The sequence below is a fragment of the Brevundimonas sp. GW821-FHT10A07 genome, assembly GCF_059415785.1.
This window is the reverse complement of record NZ_JBWKNX010000018.1, coordinates 63,983-83,320: the sequence shown is the minus strand read 5'-3', so window position 1 is coordinate 83,320 and position 19,338 is coordinate 63,983. Positions and strand designations below refer to the sequence as shown.

The 19,338-nt window shown below is 65.6% G+C and carries 20 protein-coding genes; 6 read left to right on the top strand and 14 right to left on the bottom strand.

Annotated features, from left to right (window positions below; translation table 11 throughout):
- Window positions 1-159: 159 nt before the first annotated feature.
- Window positions 160-1,428: an ATP-dependent Clp protease ATP-binding subunit ClpX gene (gene clpX, locus AC07NC_RS14485; RefSeq protein WP_008260240.1), complete on the bottom strand. Its 1,269-nt coding sequence runs from the start codon at window positions 1,426-1,428 to the stop codon at window positions 160-162.
- Between the two features lie 194 nt (window positions 1,429-1,622).
- On the opposite strand from clpX, the gene AC07NC_RS14480 reads away from it, so the two are divergent.
- On the top strand, window positions 1,623-2,294 hold the full coding sequence (locus AC07NC_RS14480; RefSeq protein WP_230307504.1) for an HAD-IB family hydrolase: 672 nt from the start codon (window positions 1,623-1,625) through the stop codon (window positions 2,292-2,294).
- Between the two features lie 3 nt (window positions 2,295-2,297).
- On the opposite strand, the gene AC07NC_RS14475 is transcribed toward AC07NC_RS14480, so the two are convergent.
- The 5 genes from AC07NC_RS14475 to tig form a co-directional block, all read right to left on the bottom strand.
- Window positions 2,298-2,618 (bottom strand): hypothetical protein, encoded by a 321-nt coding sequence (locus AC07NC_RS14475; protein ID WP_183195148.1) that lies wholly within the window; start codon window positions 2,616-2,618, stop codon window positions 2,298-2,300.
- A 72-nt stretch (window positions 2,619-2,690) separates the two neighbouring features.
- On the bottom strand, window positions 2,691-3,338 hold the full coding sequence (locus AC07NC_RS14470) for an ATP-dependent Clp protease proteolytic subunit (RefSeq protein ID WP_008264353.1): 648 nt from the start codon (window positions 3,336-3,338) through the stop codon (window positions 2,691-2,693).
- Between the two features lie 204 nt (window positions 3,339-3,542).
- Window positions 3,543-4,406 carry a hypothetical protein gene (locus tag AC07NC_RS14465; protein WP_494569960.1) on the bottom strand — a complete coding sequence of 288 codons (864 nt, stop codon included), beginning with the start codon at window positions 4,404-4,406 and terminating at the stop codon, window positions 3,543-3,545.
- A gap of 97 nt (window positions 4,407-4,503) precedes the next feature.
- Window positions 4,504-5,436, bottom strand: coding sequence for a hypothetical protein (locus tag AC07NC_RS14460; protein ID WP_494569959.1), 933 nt, complete (start codon window positions 5,434-5,436; stop codon window positions 4,504-4,506).
- A gap of 116 nt (window positions 5,437-5,552) precedes the next feature.
- Complete coding sequence (gene tig / locus AC07NC_RS14455) at window positions 5,553-6,896, bottom strand: trigger factor (RefSeq protein WP_494569958.1); 1,344 nt, start codon at window positions 6,894-6,896, stop codon at window positions 5,553-5,555.
- A gap of 192 nt (window positions 6,897-7,088) precedes the next feature.
- Between tig and AC07NC_RS14450 the strand changes: the two genes are divergently transcribed.
- Window positions 7,089-7,790 (top strand): MBL fold metallo-hydrolase, encoded by a 702-nt coding sequence (locus tag AC07NC_RS14450; protein ID WP_494569957.1) that lies wholly within the window; start codon window positions 7,089-7,091, stop codon window positions 7,788-7,790.
- A 1-nt stretch (window position 7,791) separates the two neighbouring features.
- On the opposite strand, the gene AC07NC_RS14445 is transcribed toward AC07NC_RS14450, so the two are convergent.
- Window positions 7,792-8,085, bottom strand: a complete 294-nt coding sequence (locus tag AC07NC_RS14445; RefSeq protein ID WP_494569956.1) for a hypothetical protein — start codon at window positions 8,083-8,085, stop codon at window positions 7,792-7,794.
- A gap of 109 nt (window positions 8,086-8,194) precedes the next feature.
- Here AC07NC_RS14445 and AC07NC_RS14440 point away from each other — a divergent pair, with 109 nt between their 5' ends.
- Together AC07NC_RS14440 and AC07NC_RS14435 are read left to right on the top strand one after the other, a co-directional pair.
- On the top strand, window positions 8,195-8,359 hold the full coding sequence (locus AC07NC_RS14440; protein ID WP_197019705.1) for a hypothetical protein: 165 nt from the start codon (window positions 8,195-8,197) through the stop codon (window positions 8,357-8,359).
- A 117-nt stretch (window positions 8,360-8,476) separates the two neighbouring features.
- Window positions 8,477-8,698: a con-10 family general stress protein gene (locus tag AC07NC_RS14435; RefSeq protein WP_291752576.1), complete on the top strand. Its 222-nt coding sequence runs from the start codon at window positions 8,477-8,479 to the stop codon at window positions 8,696-8,698.
- A gap of 748 nt (window positions 8,699-9,446) precedes the next feature.
- On the opposite strand, the gene AC07NC_RS14430 is transcribed toward AC07NC_RS14435, so the two are convergent.
- The 7 genes from AC07NC_RS14430 to AC07NC_RS14400 form a co-directional block, all read right to left on the bottom strand.
- Window positions 9,447-9,740 (bottom strand): hypothetical protein, encoded by a 294-nt coding sequence (locus tag AC07NC_RS14430; protein ID WP_494569955.1) that lies wholly within the window; start codon window positions 9,738-9,740, stop codon window positions 9,447-9,449.
- Window positions 9,741-9,873: 133 nt separating this feature from the next.
- On the bottom strand, window positions 9,874-12,036 hold the full coding sequence (egtB, locus tag AC07NC_RS14425) for an ergothioneine biosynthesis protein EgtB (protein WP_494569954.1): 2,163 nt from the start codon (window positions 12,034-12,036) through the stop codon (window positions 9,874-9,876).
- 117 nt (window positions 12,037-12,153) lie between these two features.
- Window positions 12,154-13,365 (bottom strand): acyl-CoA dehydrogenase family protein, encoded by a 1,212-nt coding sequence (locus AC07NC_RS14420; protein ID WP_035306211.1) that lies wholly within the window; start codon window positions 13,363-13,365, stop codon window positions 12,154-12,156.
- Between the two features lie 104 nt (window positions 13,366-13,469).
- The gene (locus AC07NC_RS14415; RefSeq protein ID WP_154726859.1) at window positions 13,470-13,775 is read right to left on the bottom strand and encodes an SCP2 sterol-binding domain-containing protein; all 306 of its coding nucleotides are present in this window, start codon (window positions 13,773-13,775) and stop codon (window positions 13,470-13,472) included.
- A 259-nt stretch (window positions 13,776-14,034) separates the two neighbouring features.
- A complete protein-coding gene (locus tag AC07NC_RS14410; RefSeq protein WP_008259199.1) occupies window positions 14,035-14,313 on the bottom strand; it encodes a SemiSWEET family sugar transporter in 279 nt (92 codons plus the stop codon).
- Window positions 14,314-14,345: 32 nt separating this feature from the next.
- Entirely contained in the window at window positions 14,346-15,854 is a 1,509-nt protein-coding gene (locus AC07NC_RS14405) for an amidase (RefSeq protein WP_230307724.1), read from the bottom strand.
- A complete protein-coding gene (locus tag AC07NC_RS14400) occupies window positions 15,788-18,037 on the bottom strand; it encodes a S9 family peptidase (protein ID WP_447941469.1) in 2,250 nt (749 codons plus the stop codon). Before AC07NC_RS14400 ends, AC07NC_RS14405 begins: the two co-directional genes overlap by 67 nt.
- Window positions 18,038-18,145: 108 nt before the next feature.
- Here AC07NC_RS14400 and AC07NC_RS14395 point away from each other — a divergent pair, with 108 nt between their 5' ends.
- Both AC07NC_RS14395 and AC07NC_RS14390 read left to right on the top strand, forming a co-directional pair.
- Entirely contained in the window at window positions 18,146-18,961 is an 816-nt protein-coding gene (locus AC07NC_RS14395) for a ferredoxin--NADP reductase (protein WP_008259687.1), read from the top strand.
- 39 nt (window positions 18,962-19,000) lie between these two features.
- Window positions 19,001-19,333, top strand: a complete 333-nt coding sequence (locus tag AC07NC_RS14390; RefSeq protein WP_008261936.1) for a chorismate mutase — start codon at window positions 19,001-19,003, stop codon at window positions 19,331-19,333.
- The last annotated feature ends 5 nt before the right edge of the window (window positions 19,334-19,338 follow it).

Below are 19,338 nucleotides of genomic sequence, written 5' to 3'. Positions count from 1 at the left end.
GATCGAAGCCGCAAACCTCGTCCTCAAGCGTGATCAGCCCTGGACGCCCGTGATCAACTGACATGGTTGCTCCCCGTCGGCCTTCGCCGACGGGGAGGTGAAAAAAAGGCCGGAGCGTTGTCGCTCCGGCCCTTCATTTCAGTGCGGAGCGACGCCCGATCAGGCGGCGCCGTCGGCCTTCTTCTTGGAGGCCTCGGAATAGATCAGCAGGGGCTGGGCCTTGCCGTCGATGACCTCGGCGTTGACCACCACTTCCTCGACGCCTTCGAAGGTCGGCAGTTCGAACATGGTTTCCAGCAGGATGCCTTCCAGGATCGACCGCAAGCCGCGCGCGCCGGTCTTGCGAGTGATGGCCTTCTTGGCGACGGCGATCAGGGCGTCGTCGGTGAAGGTCAGTTCGACATTCTCCATCTCGAACAGGCGCTTGTACTGTTTGACCAGGGCGTTCTTGGGCTCGGTCAGGATGGTGACCAGGGCCGTTTCGTCCAGATCTTCCAGCGTCGCCAGAACGGGCAGACGGCCGATGAACTCGGGGATCAGACCGAAACGCATCAGGTCGTCAGGCTCGACGCCCTTGAGGATGTCGCCGGTGCGACGCTCGTCGATTTCCTTGACCTGGGCGCCGAAGCCGATCGAGGCCCCTGCCCCGCGCGCCGAGATCACCTTCTCCAGCCCGGCGAAGGCGCCGCCGACGATGAAGAGGATGTTGGCGGTGTCGACCTGCAGGAACTCCTGCTGCGGATGCTTGCGGCCGCCTTGCGGAGGCACGGAGGCGACGGTGCCTTCCATGATCTTCAGCAGGGCCTGCTGCACGCCCTCGCCCGAGACGTCGCGGGTGATCGAGGGATTGTCCGACTTGCGGCTGATCTTGTCGATTTCATCGATGTAGACGATGCCGCGCTGGGCCCGTTCGACATTGTAGTCGGAGGCCTGGAGCAGCTTCAGGATGATGTTCTCGACGTCCTCGCCCACATAGCCGGCTTCGGTCAGGGTGGTGGCGTCGGCCATGGTGAAGGGCACGTCGATGATGCGCGCCAAGGTCTGGGCCAGCAGCGTCTTGCCCGACCCGGTCGGGCCGATCAGCATGATGTTCGACTTGGCCAGCTCGACGTCGTTGTTCTTCGTCGCGTGGTTCAGACGCTTGTAATGGTTGTGAACGGCGACCGAGAGGACCTTCTTGGCGTGCGACTGGCCGATGACGTAGTCATCCAGGACGTCGCGGATCTCCTTTGGCGTGGGGACGCCGTCGGTGGTCTTCTTGAACCCGATCTTGTGCTCTTCACGGATGATGTCCATGCACAGTTCGACGCATTCATCGCAGATGAACACGGTCGGGCCCGCAATCAGTTTGCGGACCTCGTGCTGGCTCTTTCCGCAGAACGAGCAGTACAGGGTGCTTTTGGCGTCAGAGCCGGCTGCTTTGGTCATAGACCCTTATCTCACTCCCGCGGAGCGGACCGAAATGACCCGAAACGCGCTTCCTCCACGTTGATTCCAGCACTCTGGACGCAAAGGTCTTCAAAAAATGACAATCACCCATCCCACGTTCAACGACAACCCCGAAGGCGGCAGGGGAATGTTGCAAGGCGGGGATGGATCAGTGTCGGTGGGGATCAAGGCGAATGTCTGACATGGGGAGCTTGCAGGATTTGCGCCAGTCCCGGACGAAGTCGGGAGACGCGCCGGACCGGGGCGCGGCGCCCATCGTGGCCTTTGATTTCGACGGCACCCTGACTATTCGCGACAGTTTCACCGAATTCCTGCGCTGGCGCGCCGGTCCCGGCGGCTGGGCCCTGGGCCTGGTCAAGCTGGCGCCCGCCCTGGCCGTCTATGCGCGGGACCGGGATCGGGGTCGGATCAAGGCCGCCTCGGTGAAGGAATTCCTGGCCGGCGAGACGAAGACGGCCCTGGAGGCCGAGGCGACGCAATTCGCAGACACCGTCTGGGATCGTTTCATACGGCCCGACGCGCTGAAGGTCTGGAACGATTGGGGCGAACGCGGCGCCCATCGCGTGATTGTGACCGCCTCGCCCGAGACCACGGTGGCGCCCTTTGCACTCAGACTGGGCGCCGAGGCCTTGCTGGGCACCCCGCTGGTGTTCGATTCGGAACAGAGGGTGACGGGCGCATTCGCTGGGCCGAATTGTCGCGGGCTGGAAAAGGTGCGGCGTCTGAAGGCCGCCTATGGCGAGGACATGGTGCTGACCGCCGCCTATGGCGACACCTCGGGCGACCGCGAGATGCTGGCCATGGCGCAGCAGCCCGGATTCAGGGTGTTCCGCCAGAAGCCGTGACGGTCAGGCGCCGTCCGCGTCCACATCAAACACGACCGCCTTGCCGCGCGAGGTCGGGTCCCATCCCGCCTCCATGGCCGAGGCGACGGCGTTGCGGACCGCATCGACATTGACGCGCTGCTTCTCGACGTCGGGCCGGCCGTTGGGGCGCAGGGGCGGCGGAAACTGCACGATGGCTTCGCGCTTGAAATCGACGTGGCGCAAAGACACGGCCATGCCCTCCCAGACGTTGCCGCCCTTGGGTTGAGGCTGGCGACGGATTTCCCAAACATAGGTCTCGCCATCGACCTCGACCGTGCCGCTGGGATCTCGTGTGAACTGCATGACGGTTCCGATAGCACAAAATGAAAAGGGCGCGCCGCGACGGCGCGCCCTTTCGCCATATCATCCGGCGGTTTAGTGGCCGGGCGTCTTGACGCCGTCGGCGTCGGCCTGTTCGCGCTTGTCGTAGACGTGGTCGACGATGCCCCAGGCCTTGGCCTCTTCGGCCGACATGAAGTGGTCGCGGTCCAGGGTCTTTTCGACCTCCTCATACGTCCGGCCGGTGTGGTGGACGTAGATCTCGTTGAGGCGCTTCTTGGTGTAGCGGATGTCGGCGGCGTGCAATTCGATGTCCGAGGCCTGGCCGCGGAAGCCGCCCGAGGGCTGGTGCACCATGATCCGGGCGTTCGGCAGGGCGATGCGCTGGCCCGCAGCGCCGGCCGTCAGGATCAGCGAACCGGCCGAGGCCGCCATGCCCATGACCACGGTCGAGACCGGGCTCTTGATGTATTGCATGGTGTCGTAGATCGCGAGCGCCGAGGACACCTGTCCGCCGGGGCTGTTGATGTACATGGAGATCTCCTTCTTGGGGTTCTCCGATTCCAGGAAGAGCAGCTGGGCGCAGATCAGCGAGGCCATCGTGTCCTCGAAGGGCCCCGTCAGGAAGATGATCCGCTCGCGAAGCAGGCGCGAGAAGATGTCGAAGGAGCGCTCGCCCCGGCTGGACTGCTCCACCACCATGGGGACGAGGTTCATGTTCATCAGTTCGATCGGATCGCGCATTCAAGCCTTCTCGGGATGCCGTGGACGCGATTCAGGCCGCGCCCTTCTACCTAGCATATCGCGTCCCCGGGGGGGGGGCGCAAGGCGGCGGTGTAGACCGACGACTCAAGGGGCTTCGTTGGCGGGTAAGACAGCGACGGGCGTCGCCTCTCCTTCACGTTGTTGGCGTTCACGGACCATGGAGCGAACGACGCCATTTTCCTGCTATGAAGCGCTCACGCGATCGTTCGGCTCTGTATAGAGAGCCGCAAGGTAATCCTTGTCCCACTGACTCAAACCGTCGATTTCGGCGGGACTGAGGAAGAGATTCATCACCGTCGATTGGCCGCTGAGGTCGACGTCCGGGTCGATCTGGGCCAGAGAGACCATGGAGACAAAGTCGGCCAGCACGCCGAATGGCGCGCCGCCCGTCTTGCTCATGTCGACGATGATGATGGTCCAAGCCATGTCATAGCGGATGTTGGAGCGGATGCGAGAACCGTCGCGCACCGTGAGAAACCTTAACCTGTTGGAACTGGGGTCACGAACGGAATCGCCCTTAAGGACCGTTGCAATATCTCCAGCGTCGGTCGTCACTGGCATGACCACGTTCCACCACCGAACGGGCTGCGCCGCATTTTGAAATTCTGACAGGGCGTTACGAGTCAAATTGGTGTGCTGAATCGCAGGACGGAAACCGAGTCCTGCGTCACGTACCAACTTCTTCGCCAAGGCCGGGCCGTCGGTCGTCGCCAAAATTATCACATTGGGCCGGCAGCCCGGCCCGCCGACGTCCGCGCCAGCATCAAGGGCGTTCATGGCGATCCGGTCGATCATGAACTGGGCATAGCGCGGCTGCATATTGCTGACGCTGACACAGACGGGGCGGTTCCAACGGGCCAGCCGCGTGCCGCGCGGCGGCTCCCCGACCTCTTGCGCATAGGCTCGTGCTGCTTCTTCCAAGCGGCGCCCTTCGACGAGGACCGATTCCAGCTCTGCCGCTGGAGAGGCGTCGGCGTGAGATTGTTGCGAGGCTTGCTGCGCACCCGACAACAGCAACACCCCGACAAGAAAAGACGCCAAGCTCATGACCACGCCTTCGCAACCTCGAGATGATACAATCTATCCCTACGCGTAACAATGGGTGGCAAGAATGGTGATTTAACAGGCCTAGGCTTTAGCGCGTCTACTGCGGTGCGGCCGCCCCTCCGTCGGCGGCCGCATCCTCGAGACCGGCGCGCTCGCGCCTTTGCTGGATCAGGGAATGAGCCACGGCGGCTTCCTGTCGATCGCCATTCACGCGATCCGAGGGCGCGGTGTACAGGGCGGCGAGGTAGTCCTTGTCCCACTGGCTCAAACCGTCGACTTCGGCGGGATTGCGGAAGAGATTCATCACGGTCGACTGGCCGCTGAGGTCGGCGTCCGGGTCGATCTGGGCCAGGGAAACCATGGAGACATAGTCGGCCAGCGTGCCAAACGGCGCGCCGCCGGTCTTGGTCATGTCGATGATGACGATGGTCCAGGCCATGTCGTAGCGGATGTTGGAACGGAGACGCGAACCGTCGCGAACCGTGACCTGGCGGGGGTCTTCCCCGCGCATGGTGATCGCGACGTCTCCCGTGTCGGTCGTCACGGGCATGACAACATTCCACCAGCGGACCGGCGCGTCGGAGTTCTGGAAGTCGGACAGGGCGTCGCGGCTTAGGTTGGTGTGGTTGATGGCGGGCCGGAAGCCGAGCCCGACCTCCTTGACCAGCTTCTTGGCCAGGGCCGGGCCGTCGGTAGTGGCCAGGATGATGACGTTGGGCTTGCAGCCCGGTTCGCCGACGTCGGCCCCCGCGTCGAGGGCGTTGGCGGCGATGCGGTCGATGACGAACTGGGCGAAGCGCGGCTGCATATTGCTCATGCTGATGCAGACGGGGCGGTTCCAACGCGCCAGACGGGTTCCGCGCGGCGGCTCGCCCACCTCTTCGATATAGGCGCGAGCCGCTTCCTCGATTCGGCGGCCTTCGACGATGATGGCCTCGAGCTCTGCAGTTGAGGGCTGAGGAGGCTGGGGCGCGGCCTGGGGCGCAGACGTAAGGAGAAGGGCCGCGGCTAGGGCTGCAGACAGGCTCATCAGATTAGGTCTCCAGGCAACCGGCAGATGCAAAAAGGGCCCGCAGTGCGGGCCCTTTCGCATACCATCTCTGACGAGAATGGGAAGTTACACGTACGTAAGATAAGTAAGGCCGATCAGCCCTCTTCGTCTTCCTTCAGAAGCTCTTCCTTGGTGATCGGCTTGTCGGTCACTTCGGCCAGGCCGACGATCAGGTCGACGACCTTTTCCTCATAGATCGGCGCGCGCATCTGGGCGGCGGCGTTGGGGTTCTGGCGGTAGAAGTTCAGGACGGCCTGCTCCTGGCCCGGATAGTTGCGGGCTTCCTGCAGCAGGGCGGCGTTCAACTCCTGGTCGGTGACCTGGACGTTGTTGGCGCGGCCGATCTCGGCCAGGACCAGACCTAGGCGCACGCGGCGCTCGGCGATCTTGCGGTATTCGGCCTTCAGGTCCTCGTCGGACTTGGCGGCGTCCTCTTCCGGCAGGCGGCCGGCGGCCTTGTCGGCCTCGACCTGCTGCCAGATGCCGTCGAACTCGGCCTCGACCATCTTCGGCGGCAGCGGGAAGTCATGGGCGGCGTCCAGCTGGTCCAGCAGGGCGCGCTTCAGCTTGAAGCGGGCGGCGCCGGCGTATTGCTGGTTCAGGTTCTGGCTCAGCAGTTCCTTCAGCTTGTCCAGCGATTCCAGACCGATGCGCTTGGCGAAGTCCTCGTCGACCTTGGCTTCGACCTCGGCCTTGATGGCCTTCACCTTGACGTCGAAGGTGGCCAGTTTGCCGGCCAGGTGGGCGGCCTGATAATTCTCAGGGAAGGTGACCTCGATGGTCTTTTCTTCACCGACCTTGGCGCCGGTCAGTTGTTCTTCGAAGCCGGGGATGAAACGGCCCGAGCCGATGACCAGGTCCGCGTCCTCGGCGGCGCCGCCGTCGAAGGGCTCGCCGTCCAGCTTGCCCAGGAAGTCGATGGTCAGTTGGTCGCCCTCGGCGGCCTTGACGGTCTTGCCCTTCTTGTCCTCGTAGGACTTGGCCTGGCCGGCGAGCTCGGTCAGGGCTTCGTCCAGATCGGCGTCCGAGGCTTCGTAGGTCGGGCGGTCCAGCTTCAGGGTCTTGGGATCGACCGGGGTGAAGTCCGGCATGATCTCCAGGGCCATCTCATAGGCCAGGTCTTCCTGACCGGCCATGACCTTGTCCATGTCGGAGGTCAGCTTCATCTCGGCCGGAGCGGCCGGACGGATCTTGGCTTCTTCCAGCGCCTTCTGGCTGGTTTCGTTCAGCTCGGCGTTGATGATCTCGCCCATGAACTCGCGGCCGAAGGTCTTCTTGACGTGGGCGACCGGCACCTTGCCCGGACGGAAGCCCTTCAGCTTCACCTGCGGGGCGACTTCCTTGACGCGGGCTTCGAGCTTCTCGTTCAGCTCCGCGACGGGAATGGTGACCGCGAGCACGCGGCTGAGGCCTTCGTTCGACTTTTCGACGACTTGCATGGTCGGGATTTCTGACGCTCTGGGGCGCATGGACCGTCGAGACGGCCGGCGCGGAATGGATAAAGCAAGAAGGCCGCCCCGTTGGGAGCGGCGCCTCGAAGCTCGCCCTTATGTCGAGAAGGGCCCCAAAGGTCAACGTGAGCGTGGCCTCGGACGGTGGTTTCACGCCGCATCGGGGGTTATGTTGGCCGAATGAGCCAGCCCGCCTCCCCCATCGGCGTCTTCGTCACGCCCGTCACCCCGCTTCAGCAGAACTGCACCACCGTCTGGTGCACCGCCACGAACAAGGCCGCCGTGATCGATCCGGGCGGCGCGGTCGATGCGGTTCTGGGCGAGGTGGCGCGACGCGGCCTGACCCTGGACCAGATCTGGATCACCCACGGCCACCTGGATCACGCCGGCGGCGCGGCCGAGATGCAGGAGAAGACCGGGGTCCAGATCACCGGGCCGCAGAAGGCCGATCAGTTCTGGATCGACCGGATCGTGGAAAGCGGCCGGATGTACGGCCTGCCCGACGCGCGGCCCTTCACCCCCGACCGCTGGCTGGAGGACGGCGACACCGTCAGCCTGGGCGAGACCACCTGGGAGGTGCGACACTGCCCCGGCCACACGCCGGGCCATGTGATCTTCTTCAACCGCGCGGCGCGCTTCGCCCAGGTCGGGGATGTGCTGTTCAAAGGATCGGTGGGCCGCACCGATTTTCCGATGAGCGATCCGCCCGCCCTGATCCGCGCCGTGGTCGAGAAGCTGTGGCCGCTGGGCGACGACGTGACCTTCGTGCCGGGACATGGGCCCATCTCGACCTTCGGCGAGGAGCGGCGGACCAATCCCTTCGTGTCGGATGCGGCGCTGCAAAGGGCGCCGATCCAGCGGGAACCGGTGGGGCCGGCTTAGATCAGCGGCGCAGCAGCATGCCGATGATCACACCGACGCCCAGGGCGTAGAGGGTGGTCTTCATTGGCTGGTCGCGGATGCCGTCACGGGCGGTTTCGACCCGGCCGACAACCTTGCTGCGGATCAGTTCGGCGTCGTCGCGCAGGGCCTGACGCAGGGACGTCGTGTCTTCAAAGCTGCGGCGCTCGCCTTCGGCCAGGATGGCGTCGGCCTGACGGTCCAGACGCTGGGTCAGGGTGTCGTCTTCCAGGACGATGTCGTCGGGCGATGCGGGGGCGATGGGGGTCTGGGTCATGGGGATCTCCGGGGTTCGGACACTGAACCGGCGCGCCCCGATCCAGTTCCAACCCGGCCGTGAACATTGCGGGTCGCGTGGCGTTCTTTCAGCCTCAAAGGAGAAGACCATGACCTATGTCGAACCCACGCCCCCCGGAACGCCGCAACCCGAGATCCAGCCGGACCCGACGCCCCAGCCCGAAATCGATCCGTCCGACACGCCCGACGAAATGCCGCCGATGGAGCCCGGCGGCGGCGGTGAAGGCGATTCCCGCCCCTACGGAGCCGATTGAAGTCAAACCACAAAGACGTTCAGAGGCGGGACAGTAAAACGAAGTTCCGCACGGAACCGTCACCGAGTCACAGGGTTCACTTCGGCAAGCGCAACCGCAGCACTGAAAGGAACACCGATGGACAGCCAACCCACGCGACCCTCCGGCGTTTCCAAGCGAGGCTTCGCCTCGATGGATCCGGAACGGCAGCGCGAGATCGCGCGCAAAGGGGGCGCCAGCGTTCCCAGCGAAAAACGAAGCTTCTCCCAGGACCGCAGCCTGGCGGCCCAGGCCGGACGCAAGGGCGGCGAGGCCTCGCACGGGCCGAAGAAGGACGCGGCTTCGAACGAAGCCGAGTGATACGACTCCAGTGAATTCTGCAGGGCGGCGCGTCAAAGATGCGCCGCCCTTTTTTCTGTTCCCCGTGGCTCTGCGGACAGGTCCTGAATGAGAGAGACAGCGACACGGGCGAAGGTCGGACGCCAGCGCCCGTAAGCGGACCTTTCAAACGGCTATTATGGGTGGAAAGCGGACTGAGGAGTGATAGCATAAATCGATGAAGCTCGGCGTCTTAGCCTCGATCGGCCACAACCTCGCTGACTCGCTTGGCAGCGGCTCAAGCCTTGCATTCAATCTGTGGGACATTGATGTCTACAGAGACGCCGAACAAAGCGCCGAGAAGGTGTTGGAGGTAGATTTTCTTAGGGGAACGGTGCTTCGTGGTGTGGCCGGTGCTTCCTTGGCGGCTGGCCTCTCGCATGCGCCTCAGGTGCTAACATCGATGTGTGAAAGCCACCACGTAGACCCTGCGCTCATTCGTGGGGTGACGGTTTGTTGGTCCGTAGAACGGTCCACTCTTGGGGCGCTGAGGACATTCACCGTCACCGTCGAAAATGAGAGGGGCCGAGCCCGAACAGACAAGTACTATGGGGTCCCAGGCCGACGCCTGACTAAGGGAAAATTTCCACCGGCCACAGCTTGGCTATAACTCCGAAGCGGACTTTCTAAAGGTCCGCAACGGGTCGATTTCAGTCATGGGCTTCACCGCCGAAAGCGGCCGTTGGCCTCCAGGCCGGAAAACGGACGCGCCGAACAGCCGCTAGGGTGATTAGGAGACCTTAGGGTCAGGCTCAGCCAAGACGTGAGGAAAGTATTTCTCATCCCATTCGTCGGGTCGGAATAACATTTTGCCCCACTCCATTACCTCATCACCCGGCGTATAGGCTTGGCTGCGAGCAGGCACTTCAGGGTCCATATCCTCAGGCATGATGTGACCATGGTCGCGATGCTCACTGAGTCCTTGAAGCCGCTCGACCAAAAGATCGCGCCCTGCCGGGTTCATCCAGATTTGCAGGAAGCCGTCGTGGCCTCGGCTGAAGGTGATGCGCGGGCGGTTAGTCATTCGACGACCATACCCTGAAGCTCCCCAATGTCCGCAACGGGTCGCGAAGCGAAATTGACCCACCGTCAGAAAGCCGACCTTCAGATCGCGACTGCAGGTATTGTCGGCGCTGGCGAAGGCCCGCCCCGCGGTTTCACCCTCGCAGCAAGGCCAGGGCCACGCGGGGTTCGGGCGAAACCTCGAACCCGACCATGGACCAGCCGGACTCCTTGGCCAGTGCGGCGACCGAATCCCGCGTGAACTTGCGCGAGCTTTCGGTGTGGATGGTCTCTCCGGCCATGAAGCTGAAGGCGCTGTCGCCGACGCGGGCGGCGGTTTGGCGCGCGGCCTGGAGGTGCATCTCCATTCTGGACTGATCCGGGTTCCAGACGGCGCGGTGGGCGAAGGCGTCAAGGTCGAAATCGGCGTCCAGTTCGGCGTTGGCGCGGACAAGGAGGTTCAGGTTGAAGGCGGCGGTGACGCCCTGACTGTCGTCATAGGCGGCGACCAGGGTCGCGGGATCCTTGACCAGATCGACGCCCAGAATGAACAGCGCCCCCTCCCCCAGCATCCGGCGCGCCGAGGCCAGGAACCGCACCGCCTCCTCGGGCTCCAGATTGCCGATGGTCGATCCGGGGAAGAAACCGATGCGCCGGCCCTGCGGCAGATCGTCCGGCAAGGGCGACAGATGTTCGAAATCGCCGAGCACCGGCTGGACCCGCAGGCCGGGATAGTCGGCGCGGATACGGGCGGCGGCGTCCAGCAGGGCGGTCTCGCTGATGTCCAGCGGCACATAGGCGCCGAGGTCGGGCGCGGCGTCCAGCAGGAGACGGGTCTTTTCGCTGGCGCCCGATCCGAACTCGACCAGGACGGCGTCTGGGCCGAAGTCGGCGGTCAGGGCGGCGGCGCGGTCGCGCAGCAGGGCCGTCTCCTGACGGGTCGGATAATATTCCGGCAGGGCGGTGATGTCCTCAAACAGGCGCGAGCCCTCGGCGTCGTAGAACCATTTGGGCGGCACGGCCTTCTGGCCGCGCGACAGGCCTTCGACCAGGTCACGCCGGAAGGCGGCGGTCTGGGTGTCGTCCTCGGGGAAAACCTTGCGCTCGTGCGAGGCGTCTTCGGCCAGTCTCAGACCCATGAAGGCCCACCTCTGTTGGGGGTAGAAGAAGTTGCGATAGGTGATGCGGGCGTGGCCGGGGGGCGTGGCGAAGGCGCCGCCGCGCAGGACCATCTGATTGGCCATGAACTTGCCATTGTACTCGGCCGCCGTGCCCGGCGTCGGCTGGAAGCCGGGGTATGGGGCGTAGGCGCTGGACGTCCACTGCCAGACCTCGCCCGACAGGTTGGAGAAGGCGTCGGGCGCCGTGGTGGCGGCGTGCTCCCATTCCGCCTCGGACGGCAGGCGTTTGCCGGCCCAGCGGGCGTAGGCGTCGGCCTCGTAGAAGCTGACATGACGCACCGGGGCGGAGGGATCGACGGGAACGCGGCCGGTCAGGCTCATGACCGTCCAGTCGTCGCCGTCGCGGCGCCAGTAGAGGGGCGCGGTCCAGACCTCGGCCTTGACTGTCGCCCAGCCGTCGGACAGCCACAGCTCGGGTCGGGCGTAGCCGCCGTCGGCGATGAAACCCAGCCAGTCGCCGTTGGTCACGAGATCGGCGGCCAGAGCGAAGGGCTCCAGCCAGACCCGGTGCGAGGGCCCCTCGTTGTCGAAGGCGAAGCCGGGGCCGTCGTGACCGATCGAGACCAGGCCGCCGTCGAAGGCGACGACGCCGCCGCGCGGGGCCTCCAGCGGCGCCTGACGCGGCTCGTCCCCATAGGCGGCGGGGTCCAGCGGCGAGCGGGACATCAGGTTCAGCAGGTCCATCAGGAACAGCTCCTGGTGCTGCTGGTCGTGGTGCAGGCCCAGTTCGAACAGATAGAGTTGCTGACCGCTGGACGGCCCCGAGGCCAGCCAGGCGGCCATGCGGCGATCGATTTCGCGCCGATAGGCCAGGACCTCGTCCACCGAGGGACGGGTCATCAGACCGCGCTGGGGCCGGGGCACCCGTTCGCCCAGGGCCTCGTAGTAGGAGTTGAACAGTTGCTGGAAGCGCGGATCGACCGGCTGGTAATCCGGGTCTGCCGCCAGGATCAGGGCCTCGAAGAACCAGCTGGTGTGGGCCAGGTGCCATTTGCCGGGACTGCAATCCGGCATGGACTGGGCCGACAGGTCCTCGGGCGAAAGGCCGTCGGCCAGGGCGGGCATGGCGGCCCGGGTCTCCCTGAAACGCGCCACATCCGACGCCGCCCGCGTATCGGGCTCGAAGCGAGCATTCATGTCAGCCGTTCCGTCCCGCCTCAGCCCCGAAGCCCCGGCGGGCGTCGCGTCGTCCAAGCAGAACGAACGTCACGCCTCAGCCGGAGTTCCCCTGATCTAGGAAGCGTAACGGTGAATTCAACGCACCGGCTTGCCGCCGTGTTTGGCGTACTCCAGCCGGGCGATGCTGCGGTTGTGAACCTCGTCCGGGCCGTCGGCGATCCGCAGGGTGCGCACCGTCGCATAGAGTTCGGCCAGGGGCGTGTCGCCCGAGACGCCGGCGCCGCCGAAGGCCTGGATGGCGTCGTCGATGACCTGAAGCGCCATGCGGGGGGCGGCGACCTTGATCTGGGCGATCTCGGAGCGGGCGTTCTTGGCCCCCGCCTCGTCCATCATCCAGGCGGCCTTCAGCACCAGCAGGCGGCACATCTCGATATTGGTGCGGGCGTCGGCGACCCGCTGCTCCCAGACCGAATGTTCGGCCAGCTGTTTCCTGAAGGCGGTGCGGTTCAAGAGGCGCTTCACCATCAGCTCCAGCGCCCGCTCGGCCGCGCCGATCACGCGCATGCAGTGGTGGATACGGCCGGGGCCGAGGCGCCCTTGCGCGATCTCGAACCCCCGGCCCTCGCCGGCGATCAGGTTCGAGGCGGGGACGCGGACGTTCTCCAGCACCACCTCGGCGTGGCCGATGGGCCGTTCGTCATAACCGAAGACCGACAGCATCCGCTCGACGCGGAAGCCGGGCGTGTCGACGGGGACGATGATCTGGGACTGCTGGGCGTGGGTCGCGGCGTCCGGGTCGGTCTTGCCCATGACGATGGTCACGGCGACGTTCGGGTGGGCCATATTGGTCGACCACCATTTGCGGCCGTTGATGACATAGTGGTCGCCGTCGCGCTCGATCCGGGTCTGGATATTGGTGGCGTCGGACGAGGCGACCTCGGGCTCGGTCATCAGGAAGGCCGAGCGGATCTCGCCGGCCATCAGCGGCTTCAGCCAGCGGTCCTGCTGGGCGGCGTCGCCGTACATGTGCAGGACTTCCATATTGCCGGTGTCGGGGGCGTTGCAGTTGAACACCTCCGACGACCACAGATGGGCGCCCATCATCTCGGCCAGAGGCGCGTAGTCGAGGTTGGTCAGGCCGGCGCCATGCTCGCCCGGCAGGAACATGTTCCACAGGCCCGCCTCGCGCGCGGCGGCCTTCATCGCCTCCATGGCCGGCGGCTGGCGGTTCGGGTTCTCGCGCACCTGGGCGAAATATTCGGCCTCGCGCGGGATGACCTGTTCATCGAGGAAACGGCGCACGCGGGCGTGCCAGTCCAGGGCGCGGTCGGAATGTCTGAAGTCCATGTCGTTTCCTCGTTTTTCGTTCGCGTCTCTGACGGGCGCTGAAGACGAAAACGGCGCGGCCCCGAGGGGAGCCGCGCCGCAATCAACTGTTGCTCAGCCTGCCATCAGCGCTTCAGCAGCGGGGCCAGTTTCTGGGCGATCATCATGTCGCCGGCGATCTTCAGCTTGCCCTGCATGAAGGCCATCATCGGATCCAGCTTGCCTTCCGACAGGGCCATGAAGTCATCCCATTTCATCGAGACGGTGGCGTCGGCGGGCTTGTCTTCGTTGGTGACGGTGTTCGGCACCGAGGCGCCGTCGATGAAGATCTTGCCCTCGTCGCCGAGGTCGAGCTTCACGGTCTTGCCGAGGCCGGAGTTGTCGCCGACGGCGCCGCGGATGTGTTCTGTGACTTGTGCGAGATCAGGCATTGGAGGCGTCTCCCTTGGACGTTGGAACACATGCCGTAACCCGCATCGCGCAGGGCGCCAAGATCACGTCGGGTAAAGCTGTCGTCACTTGTCGTCGGACGAGCGCGAATACAGGCCGGCCAAGGCCAGCGCGGCCATGAAGAAGACGAAGGCCGCGACGATAGCGGCGACGAACGGGACTGCGTCCTGGGGCATGAGAAATCTCCTCCGCCCACGATTGCGCCGTCAGACAGGGTTCGCCTTGATCCGGATCAAACCGTCACGCTTCGGGATCGCCGTTCCGGAAGCGCCATTTCATCGCCAGGACCCCCGAAGCCATGACCAGGGCGCATGAGTTGGCGATGGTCACCGGCCAGGCCTGGGTCATGACGCCGTAGACGACCCACAGGGCGAAACAGGTCACGGTCAGGGAATAGGTCTTCAGACTGACCGAGGAGGCGTCGCGTTCCTTCCAGATCTTGATCGCCTGGGGCGCGAAACTGGTCACGGAGCAGACCGCTGCGGCCGAGCCGACGATATTGGCGATCAGGTCGCTCATGCCGCATTTCCAGCGGCCGCGACCGCCCGATGTCAGGGCCGGGACACAGGCGGCGGCCGCCGCGCCTGCATCGCCTTTTCGAAGGCGTAACCGAGGGAAAGGATGCGCGCGTCATCCCATTTTCCACCGATAAAGCTGAGACCTACGGGCATATTCTGATCAAACCCCATCGGCACGGTCAGGTGGGGATAGCCGGCGACGGCGGCCAGACGGCTGGCGGCGCCCTGCATGTCGTCGTCGTCCTTGGGGTCATTGGTCCAGGCGCGCGAGGTGGTGGGGGCGACCAGGGCGGACAGGCTGTGCGCCCGCATCAGCCGGTCGATGCCTTCTTCTCCCGCAAGTCGCAGCGAGGTGGCGCGGGCCTGGATATAGTCGGGGTCGTCCAGTCCGCCCATGGCCTGGGCCTGTTCGAAGACGTCCTGGCCGAACAGCACGGTCTCGCGCGGCTCGGCGGCGTTGAAGGCGATGACCTCGGCCAGGGTGCGTGTCCTGACCTGGGTCGGGTCGGTCGAGGCCAGATAGGCGTTCAGATCGTGCTTCAGTTCGTACAGAAGCACCTTGAACTCGGCCTCGCCCAGGGTGCGGCCGTCAGGCCCCTCAGGCAGATCGACCAGGACGGCGCCGGCGTCGCGCAGGGCCTGCAGGTTCTGTTCGAACACCGCCTGGGTCTCCGGCGAATAGCCCTGCAGGAACCGCATCACCCCGATGCGCGCGCCGCGCAGCGATCCGGCGTCCAGGGCGGCGACATAGTCGGTCTTGCGCGCATCCGCCTCGACCGTGGCGGCGTCGGCAGGGTCCGAACCGGCGATGACGGTCAGCACCCGCGCGGCGTCGCGAACGGTCGCCGCCATCGGGCCTGCGGTGTCCTGGGAATGGCTGATCGGCACGATGTGGGTGCGCGAGACCAGGCCGACCGTGGGCTTGAACCCGACGATCCCGTTGACCGAGGCCGGACAGGTGATGGAGCCGTCCGTCTCGGTGCCTATGGCCGCAGGCGTCAGGCCCAGGGCCACCGCCGCACCGCTGCCGGACGAGGAGCCGCAGGGGGTGCGGGCGGGATCATAGGGGTTCAGGGTCTGGCCGCCGACCGCGCTCCAGCCGCTGATCGAGTCCGACGAGCGGATATTGGCCCATTCCGACAGATTGGTCTTGCCGACGATGACCGCGCCACCGGCGCGCAGACGGGCGACCAGGGGCGCGTCGCGGCCCGGCGCATTGTTCGCCAGAGCCAGAGACCCGGCCGTGGTCGGCATGTCCGTCGTCTCGATATTGTCCTTCAGCAGGATCGGCATTCCGGACACGGCGGACACGCCGCGGCCGGTCGGCGAAGAGTCGCTCCAGCGCAGGACGGCGTGGGCGCTGTCGTTCAGGCGGCCGGCCACAACCACCGCTGCGGCGGACGGATATTCCCCGGCCTGACCGCCCGCCCCGGCCGCGCATCCCGCCAGGGACAGCGCGACCGCAGCCGCGAGGATCAGTCGGCGGCCGGTTCCGCCCGCTTGCCGATCGTGCGGTCCAGGAAGTCGAGATAGGTGCGCCATTGCTGAAGTTGCCTCGGTTCGCCGCGGACGCCGTGTCTTTGGCCGGGATAGAGCATCATCTCGAACGGCGTGCTCTTGGCCTGAAGGGCGTCGATCACGCGGGTGGCGTTGCCGAAGATGACATTGTCGTCGGCCATGCCGTGCAGGATCAGCAGCCGGCCGGTCAGGTCGTCGAGGCGCGGCAGGACGTCGGTGGCCGCATAGCCGTCCGGATTGTCCTGCGGCGTGGACATGTAGCGTTCGGTATAATGGGTGTCGTAGAGGCTCCATTCCGTCGGCGCCGCGCCCGCCAGGGCGGCCGCCAGGTCCGCATCCTTGTCGGTCAGGGTCAGCAGGCTGAGGAAGCCGCCGAAGCTCCAGCCCATGACCGCGATATGGTCAGGATCGACATAGGGCAGCGTCTTCAACCATTTGGCGGCCAAGGCCTGATCCTCGACCGCAGGAAGACCCAGGCGGCGATAGAGGCTGGTTTCGAAGGCCTGGGACCGGTCGCCCTCGCCGCGGTTATCGACGCGGAAGACGATATAGCCGGCCTCGGTCAGCAGTTGGTTGGTCAGGGGCTGCCAGCTCTTCTGCACGCCCGCGCCGGTGCCGGGGCCGCCATAGACCTGCATCACCACCGGATATTTCTTCGACGGATCGAAGTCCGGCGGGGTGGTCATGCGCCAGACCAGGGTTTCGCCGTGGCTCTGGATCGTGCCGAACTCGGGCGTGCGCAGCCGCGAGACATAGGGGGCGAAGGCGTGGTCAGCGTCGAGCCTGTTCTCCTCGATCCAGCGCACGCGCGTGCCGTCGATCCGGTACAGGGCCGACTGGGGCGGGGTCTTCGGATCGGAATAGTTGCCGACATAGGCCGTCGCCGGCCCGTTGACCGACACGTTCCACCAGCCGCCGGCCGGGGTCACCGCCACCGGATCGACGGTGCGGTTCAGGCTGGCGCGGAACATCTGCTGTTCGATCGGCAGTTCCTTGCCGTCGCGCATCGAGGCGGTGAAATAGACCTCGCCGGTCTGTTCGTTGACGCCGTCCAGATGTTTGACCGGATAGTCGCCCCGCGTGATGGCGCGTAGCTGACGGCCGTTACGGTCGTACAGATACAGGTGGCGCCAGCCGCTGTCCTCGTTCGACCAGATGAAACGGCCGTCCGCCAGGACATGGAAGTCGTTGTTCAGATCGACCCAGGCCTGGGCCTTCTGGCTGAGGATCACGCGAGAGGCGCCGGTGGCCGGATCGACGCTGAGCAGATCCAGCGTCTTCTGGTCGCGCGACTGGCGCTGGACGTACAGGGTCTTGCCGTCGTCGGCCCAGTCGACCCGCGCCAGATAGATGTCGGTGTTGGACCCCAGGTCCACCTTGACCCGTGCGCCGGTCTGCTGATCCCGGACATAGAGTTCGACCAGGGCGTTGGGGCGGCCGGCGCGGGGATAGCGCTGCTCGACCATGGTGGCGCCGGCGCCGGTGATCTCGAAGCGCGGCACGATGTCCACCGGGCTTTCGTCCACACGGGTCAGGGCGATGTAGCGTTCATCGGGGCTCCACCAATAGCCGGTGTCGCGGTCCATCTCTTCTTGGGCGATGAACTCGGCCGTGGCCCAGGCGATCAGGCCTGCGCCGTCGTCGGTGATCGGGGTCTCCTGGCCGGTCGCCAGATCATAGATGACCAGGTTCTGGTCGCGGACCCAGGAGACATAATTGCCCTTGGGCGAGACCTTGGCGTCGATCTCGTCGGCGGCGGTCTCGGTCAGGCGGCGCACCTTGCCGTCGGCGCGGCTGGCCAGGAAGATGTCGCCTTCCAGCGGCGCCAGGATGTAGCGGCCCTGCTGGTCCCAGGAATAGTCGACCACGCCACGGGCGCTGATCCGCATCCGCTCGCGCCGGGCCTTTTCTGCCTCGGACAGTTCGCCGGCGTCGGGGACCAGGGCGCGGGCGTCGATCAGCTTGTATGGTTCGCCCTCGCCGGTCGGGGCGGCCCACAGGTCCTGGACGTCCACATTGTCCTCGCGAGAGCGCAGGAAGGCCACCAGCTGGCCGTCGGGCGACAGGCTGACCCCCTTGGCCACCGGGCCGTTCAGGCTGGGGCTGGAGAAGACCCGCTCGGGCGTCAGGATATTGGAGGGCGACTCCTGGGCGACCGCTGAACCGGCCGAGAGGAGGATGGTCGAGGCGAGAAGAATTGTGCGCATGGTCGGCGACGCTAGCGGCGCTTCTGCAAGCCGTCACGAGGAAAAGTCGCCGTTGGGACGATGGCTTTTCCTTCCCTGCGAGCGGGTCTCAGATTAGAGAGGCGTACGATGACCGACGCCGCCCTCTCCCCCGCTCCCGTCAAAGCCAGCCCGTTCAACGAACTGGAGGTTCTGTGGGTCCGCCACTGGACCGACAGCCTGTTCAGCTTCGGCGTGAAACGGCCCGAGGACTTCCGCTTCCGTTCGGGCGAGTTCGTGATGATCGGCCTGCCGGGCGAAGACGGCGGCAAGCCGGTGCTGCGCGCCTATTCCATCGCCAGCCCCTGCTGGGCCGAGGAGCTGGAGTTCTTCTCGATCAAGGTCGCCGACGGTCCCCTGACCTCGCGGCTGCAGAAGATCGTGGCCGGGGACACAGTGCTGATGGGCAAGAAGCCCACCGGCACCCTGGTCCTGGACGCCCTGACCGGCGGCGAGCGGCTGTTCCTGATCGGCACGGGCACGGGCCTGGCCCCCTGGCTGAGCGTGGCGCGCGATCCGGAGACCTATTCCCGCTTCGGCCATGTCTATGTGATCCACACGGTGCGCAGCGTCGCCGACCTAGCTTACCGCGACTTCTTCACCCGCGAGATCCACGACGATCCCTTGATCGGCGACGAGGCCAGGGCGCAGCTGACCTATTATCCGACGGTCACGCGCGAGGAATTCGTGACCCCCGGCCGGATCACCGACCGCATCAAGTCGGGCGACTTCTTCCGCGACCTGGGCCTGCCCGAAGGCTTCGACCCCGCCCGCGACCGCGCCATGCTGTGCGGCTCAATGGCCATGATCAAGGAAGCGGGCGAACTGCTGGAGACCTATGGGCTCAAGGAAGGCTCCAACGCCGAGCCTGCCGACTATGTGCTGGAACGCGCCTTCGTCGGCTAGGGGTTGAAAAGTCCGCCCATCCCGGCGAAAGCCGGGGCCATGCACCACCCTGCCCTTGTCGCCGTCGACGCCCGCGTCGATCCCGCCGAATGCCAGTCGATGGCCGAGGTCCGCCAGGGCGTCGACGCCCTGGACCGCGCCCTGGTCGCCCTGCTGGCCGAACGCCAGCGCTATATGGAGGCGGCCGCCCGCATCAAGCCCGACCGCGACGCCGTCTTCGACCAGGCCCGCATCGACGACGTCGTGGCCAAGGTCCTGACCGCCGCCGAAACCCACCACCTGGCGCCCGAGATCGCCGAGCCGGTCTGGCGCCTGCTGATCGACCGCTGCATCGCCCACGAGTTCGCGGTCTACGACCGGACTCGGAGCTAACGCCT